Origin of the sequence: Streptomyces poriferorum, from assembly GCF_019399235.1 — a bacterium.
GTDB lineage: Bacteria > Actinomycetota > Actinomycetes > Streptomycetales > Streptomycetaceae > Streptomyces > Streptomyces poriferorum.
In genome coordinates this window covers 1-3948 of record NZ_JAELVH010000428.1, presented here as the reverse complement: position 1 = coordinate 3948, position 3948 = coordinate 1, and the positions used below count along the sequence as shown (strand labels likewise).

At 68.6% G+C, this 3948-nt stretch carries 7 protein-coding genes; all 7 read right to left on the bottom strand.

Going from position 1 to position 3948, the window contains the following annotated elements:
* On the bottom strand, positions 1-786 hold a 786-nt coding region (locus JGS39_RS37640; RefSeq protein WP_308120949.1), incomplete at its 3' end, for a uracil-xanthine permease family protein.
* Positions 787-853: 67 nt separating this feature from the next.
* Positions 854-1777 carry a factor-independent urate hydroxylase gene (gene pucL, locus JGS39_RS37635; RefSeq protein ID WP_219574276.1) on the bottom strand — a complete coding sequence of 308 codons (924 nt, stop codon included), beginning with the start codon at positions 1775-1777 and terminating at the stop codon, positions 854-856.
* Positions 1778-1784: 7 nt separating this feature from the next.
* A complete protein-coding gene (uraH, locus tag JGS39_RS37630) occupies positions 1785-2177 on the bottom strand; it encodes a hydroxyisourate hydrolase (RefSeq protein ID WP_219574275.1) in 393 nt (130 codons plus the stop codon).
* Positions 2178-2206: 29 nt separating this feature from the next.
* Positions 2207-2716, bottom strand: coding sequence for a 2-oxo-4-hydroxy-4-carboxy-5-ureidoimidazoline decarboxylase (uraD, locus tag JGS39_RS37625; protein ID WP_219574274.1), 510 nt, complete (start codon positions 2714-2716; stop codon positions 2207-2209).
* Positions 2717-2892: 176 nt separating this feature from the next.
* A complete protein-coding gene (locus JGS39_RS37620) occupies positions 2893-3270 on the bottom strand; it encodes a helix-turn-helix domain-containing protein (protein ID WP_306083631.1) in 378 nt (125 codons plus the stop codon).
* Complete coding sequence (locus tag JGS39_RS37615; protein WP_261991771.1) at positions 3267-3518, bottom strand: YkoF family thiamine-binding protein; 252 nt, start codon at positions 3516-3518, stop codon at positions 3267-3269. The genes JGS39_RS37620 and JGS39_RS37615 overlap by 4 nt, the downstream gene beginning before the upstream one ends.
* A 73-nt stretch (positions 3519-3591) precedes the next feature.
* Positions 3592-3948 (bottom strand): lactonase family protein (locus JGS39_RS37610; RefSeq protein ID WP_219574273.1); only part of this gene is annotated, 357 nt, incomplete at its 5' end.

Genomic DNA, 3948 nt, shown 5'->3' with positions numbered 1-3948 from the left:
CTCGCCCTGGCCGCCTTCACCCTCACCGTCATCCTGATCGTCCAGCGATTCGGGCGCGGACCGGATGGCGGAGAAGTCCGCGAGCCCGAACGGGACGGCGGCCAGCGTGCCGGCCAACAGGCCGATGAGCAGGGCCACTTGCCTGACGAACCCGCGCCCGAATCGCTGGACGATCAGGATGACGGTGAGGGTGAAGGCGGCCAGGGCGAGGTACTTCATGGCACCGAAGTCGGCCGCTTCCTTGTCACCGCCCTGGGCCCAGGAGACCGGGACCGGCATCAGCGTGACCCCGATGAGGGTGATGACGACCCCGGTGACGAGCGGCGGGAAGAAGCGCAGCAGTCTGCCGAAGAACGGGCCGATGGCCAGGCAGAACGCACCGGCGACGAGCACCGCCCCGTAGATGACGGGAAGTTGGTGCCCGGGAGCGCTGGTCTCCGCGATGGCGAGCATGGGTGCGATGCCCGCCGAGGAGGCGGCGTTGACGAACGGCAGCCGGTTGCCGGCGAAGCCGCCGATGCCGAGCGTCTGGAGGAGGGTGGCGCAGCCGGCGATCAGGAGGCTCGCCGCGATCAGCCGGGTCAGGCCGGCCTGGTCGAGGCCGACCGCCTGTCCGATGATGAGCGGTGGTGTGACGACGCCCGCGTACATGGCGGCGATGTGCTGGAGCGCGGCGGGGACGAGCCGCGACGGGGCAGGCTTCTCGTCCACCGGGTGGACCGGGCTCTCCAGCGGGGTGGAACATGGGCCTTCTGCTTCTGCGGGCCCAAGTGCAGGCTGTGCCATGGGAGTTCCCTCCGGCCCGGCCGGTTCCCGTCCGCTGTGGACGGACGGGAACCGGCGCGGCACCGCGTCAGAGGTTGGTCATGTCGACCGGGATCTGCGGCTCGACTCCGTCCCGCAGCACGGTGGCCTCGATGAGCCCGTACGGACGGTCGGCCGCGAAGTAGACCTCGTTGTCGTTCTTGAGCCCGAACGGCTCGAGGTCCACCAGGAAGTGGTGGTTGTTCGGCAGCGAGAAGCGGATCTCGTCGATCTCGCTGCGGCTGTTGATGACGCGAGAACCCATCTGGTACAGGGTCTGCTGGAGCGAGAGCGAGTACGTCTCGGCGAAGGCCTGGAGGATGTGCTTCTTCGCCTGCTCGTACGACTTCTCCCAGTTGGGCATCCGGTCGTCGTCGCTGGTCCAGTTGTAGCGCCAGGCGGCGGCGACGTCGGTGCACAGGATGCGGTCGTACGCCTCCTTGAGCGTCGTGTACCTGTCCTTGACGTAGCCCCAGAACTCCGAGTTGGTGGAGTTCATGACCGTGAGGTCCTTCAGGCCGGAGATGATCTCCCACTTCTCGCCGTCGTAGGTGATCTGCGTGGTGCGCAGTTCCTGGCCCTTGCGGGCGAAGGAGTGGTTGACCTCGTCCGATCCGATGAACCTGGAGCTGTTGTCCGAGGTCGCGATGCGCTCCCAGGAGTACTCCTGGATGCGGATGCGGGCGACCTTGATCGGCTCCTGCGATGTCACGAAGTGGCGGGCGAGGTGGATGCCGAACTGCTCGGCGGACTCGATGCCGTGCTCCTTGGCGAACGCGAACACCGTGTTCTTGGTGGTGTCGGTGGGCAGGACGTTCGCGTTGGAGCCGGAGTAGTGCACGTCGTCCATGTCGCCGGAGAGGGCGACAGAGACGTTCAGGTCCTTGATGTGGTGGGTGTCGCCGTCCCGCGTGATCCTGACGACGCGGTTCTCTGCTTTGCCGTACTGGTTCTGGCCGAGAATCGTGGGCATGTGTCTGCTAGCTCCCTCGGTATACGGAGTAGCCGAACGGGTTGAGCAGCAGCGGTACGTGATAGTGCTCGCCCGGGGTGACGGCGAACGTGATCGTCACCTCGGGGAAAAACGCACCGCTGTCCCTTACGCGGGGGGCGTCCTGCTGCGCCTCGGCTTGCTTCTTGGCGGTGAAGTACGACTCGGTCTCGAAGTCGAGCCGTACGTGGGTGGTGCCTTCCGGCAGGGCCGGCAGGTCCTTGCAGCGCCCGTCCGCATCGGTCGCGGATCCGCCGAGCGCCACCCACTGCGCGTCGCTGCCCGAGCGGGCGGCGAGCGTGATGGTGACGGCTGCGGCGGGGCGGCCGATGCTGGTGTCCAGGATGTGGGTGGACACCGATGCGGTGGCGAAGGTGCTCAAGACCTTCACTCTCCTTCTGGTACGAGCTCTTACGAGCCTTCCGTGACGAGACGGGTGAGGCGGATGCGGTTGATCTTGCCCAGTTCGGTGCGCACGATGGCGCGCTCCTGCTCGGGCGTGTTCCCGGTCCGGGACTTCACCGCGTCGCGCATCTGCTCTCCGGTGGCGCCGGTGGCGCAGATCAGGAAGACATGTCCGAACCGCTCCTGGTAGGCCAGGTTCAGTTCGAGCATCTCGGCCTTGAGCTCCTCGGTGGCGCCGGCCATCCCCCGCTGTTCGCGGGAGGAGGTCGGGTCCCCGGGCTTCGGGCGGCCGATCGGCGGGTGACCGGCCATGGCCTCGGCCAGGTCCTGCGCGTCGAGTGCCGCCGTGGCGGTGTCGCTCGCGGAGAACAGGGCTTCGGCGGTGGCGTACGGACGGCGGGAGAGGATCGCTCTTCCCCAGGCCGCACTGGCACAGACCTCGTGCAGCGCGGTTGCCGCCTCGTCGTCCGCCAGGGTGTTGAACCGGGCGAGGCCCGGTGTGGAGCTCGAAGTCACGGGAGCCTCCGTGGCTGTTTTTCGCTGTGCGTTGGTCGGGCTGCGGATAGCTAACGCCCTCCACAACACCACGTCAACACTTTGTTGAAATTCCGTTCATGTAAAAAGCCGTCGCCCGGTGATCCGGACGACGGCTCCCACGTTCATGTGCCGTTTACATCTACCGGGGCGCCCAACTACTCGGCCTTGGAACCGTTTTCCCTGTTCAGGTAGTTGTAGACGGTGAACCGGGAGACCCCCAGGGCCCCCGCCACGGTCTCGACGCCGTGCCGCACCGAGAAGGCACCGCGTGCCTCCAGGGTGCGGACGACCTCCTGCTTGGTCCTGCGGTCCAGCTCGGCGAGCGGCCTGCCGTGCCGGCGCTCCATCGCGGCCAGGATGTGGTCCAGCGAGTCGGAGAGCTGGGGCAGCCGGACAGCTATCACGTCCTCGCCCTCCCAGGCCAGGACGACGTCGTCGGCCTGCGCCTGCTCGGGTCCGAGCAGCTCGGCGCCCATGGCGTCGACGAGCGGCTTCACGGCGGCGACGAGAGGGTGGTCCGCTGCCTCGGTCACTTCGGGTCCTCCCCGATGACGTTGACCTGGAGCGAGACCCGGGTGGCACCGGATGCCAGTGCCTGGCGCAGCAGGGAGTCCACCGCGGTGAGCACCTCGTCGGCGCCGCCCTCCGCCGTGTTGCCGAAGGGGCCGACGTCCACCGCGTCCAGTTCGGCCGACTGGATGACCTCGCGGGCCACGACCGCGTGGGCCGGTGCCTCGTCGAGATCGAACGGCTCGGTGGTGAACTCCACTCTCAAGCGCACTGCGTCTCCCTCATGCGTCGCGCCGCGTCCGGGGCGACCCGCGGCTCGGGCACGACCCTAACCCGCGCACGCGCTACACCGGCAGCACGCAGACCGCCGCCGGGGCGGGGAACGGGCTCCCGACAGGGCTCAGGGCGCCGCTGTCCGCGTCGACCCGGAAGGCGGTGACCGTGCCGGACCGCTGGTTGGCGGCGAAGAGGAGGGCCCCGTCCGGGGAGAAGGCGGTGTGCCGGGGGAAGTCGCCGCCCACCGGCACGGTGTCCAGCAGGCGGAGTGTGGCCCCGCCGTTCTCGACCGCGTACCGGGTGAGGCTGTTGTGCCCACGGTTGGCGAGGTAGGCGAAGCGGCCGTCGCCGGTGACCAGGAGCTGGGCGGGGTAGCTGGCGCCCCCGCCCGTTCCGGTGGGCTGCGGGGCGCCAGCTACCCCGCC

Excerpts from the sequence above, each read along its gene's own strand:
- pucL (WP_219574276.1), bottom strand. The coding sequence starts at position 1,777 with ATGCCCACGATTCTCGGCCAGAACCAGTACGGCAAAGCAGAGAACCGC.